Source organism: Pseudomonadota bacterium, from assembly GCA_022361155.1.
In the GTDB taxonomy this organism is placed as follows: domain Bacteria; phylum Myxococcota_A; class Polyangia; order Polyangiales; family JAKSBK01; genus JAKSBK01.
The window spans coordinates 1-1,396 of sequence record JAKSBK010000550.1; the positions used below are offsets into that span (position 1 = coordinate 1).

Here is a 1,396-nt window from a genome sequence, read left to right on the forward strand (position 1 = left end):
CCGTGCGCGCGCGGATAGCCGAAGTAGATGAGGACACCGTCTCCCATGTATTTGGCGACGTAGCCGTCATAGCGGGCCGTGACGCGGGCGCAGCATTCCTGGTAGGCGCGAATGATGTCTTGCAGGTCTTCCGGGTCGAGACGGGATGCCAGATCAGTCGATCCGGCAAGATCACAGAACATGACAGTCAGTTGGCGGCGCTCTCCTAAAGCCGTGCTCGGCGTGGTCGAAGCAGTTTCAGTCTGGGTGATTTCCACAGGCTCGCGCGACATGGCGGCGATTGCCTTGAGCATCTTCCTACGATGACCAAGAAGGACACCAATTGACGCAAGATCGGAGTCGGATAGTTCGGGCAGAACCTCCTCGTCGATAGCATTCTCAACAAATGCTTCCGTGTACTGCTCAAGTCCCAGCGATTTGAGCCACGTCTCGACTTTCAAGATGAGTGCTCCCCATTCGCGCGTCCCAACACAGCCTAGCTGGAATTCCAACTGCGTCCAATGACCCTCCCCTAGTGAACGAGTTCACTAATAGGACACACCTTTTGGCGGTTGCCGATGCAATTTGATAGGTTCGTCAGGTCTCGTCCGCGCTATTGTTTTCGCGCGGTCACTCGATCCAGTTTCAGTCAACAGGCGTCTGCTGACGACTATCTATCCCCAACACACGGGCGACGCAGCTATGGAGCAGCACCATCGCGAATTTGCCGGGTCAATCCCGGAAAACTATGAGCGCTACTTTGTTCCCCTCATCTTTGCCGATTATGCATCCCTGCTCGCCGAAGCCCTCCAAGCGCCGGAAGGATCGGACGTACTGGAAACAGCTTGCGGCACCGGCATCGTCACGCGGAACATAGCCGATAAGCTCGGTCCCAAGTCACGGCTCATTGCCACCGATCTCAATGAACCGATGATCGTGGAGGCGCAGAAGGCCATGGGCGCTGCGTCCAACGTCGCGTTCCGGCAAGCCGACGCGACCGTTTTGCCGTTTGAGTCGGGTTCATTCGATGCCGTTGTTTGTCAGTTCGGGGTCATGTTCTTCCCCGATCGAATGAGGGGCTATCGAGAGGCTGCCCGAGTTCTCACCCCCGGCGGGCGATATTTGTTCAATGTCTGGGACTCCTTGGACAACAACCTCTTTGCCAAGACAATCCACGACGCCGTGGGCCGGCTATATCCTGACGACCCGCCAAAGTTCCTGGAATTGCCATATGGATATTGCGATCTCCGATTGATCGTGAAGGAACTCCAAGAAGCCGGTTTTTCCAAAGTCGACGTGTACTGGGAAGGCGAAGACGAAGACGGCGAAGGCAACGGCGAATGGGAAACCGTCCAAACCGCCGAATGCGACCCGTCCTGGATCGCCTACCTGATCGCGGAAAAATAGCACGCCCACA

General features: G+C 56.6%; 2 protein-coding genes. One reads left to right on the top strand and one right to left on the bottom strand.

All coding sequences use genetic code 11. The annotated features are described in order from the left end of the window. On the bottom strand, positions 1-440 hold a 440-nt coding region (locus MJD61_20430; GenBank protein ID MCG8557630.1), incomplete at its 3' end, for an adenylate/guanylate cyclase domain-containing protein. Positions 441-681: 241 nt separating this feature from the next. Between MJD61_20430 and MJD61_20435 the strand changes: the two genes are divergently transcribed. Further along, a complete protein-coding gene (locus MJD61_20435; protein ID MCG8557631.1) occupies positions 682-1,386 on the top strand; it encodes a methyltransferase domain-containing protein in 705 nt (234 codons plus the stop codon). The last annotated feature ends 10 nt before the right edge of the window (positions 1,387-1,396 follow it).

Excerpts from the sequence above, each read along its gene's own strand:
- MJD61_20435 (MCG8557631.1), top strand. The coding sequence starts at position 682 with ATGGAGCAGCACCATCGCGAATTTGCCGGGTCAATCCCGGAAAACTAT.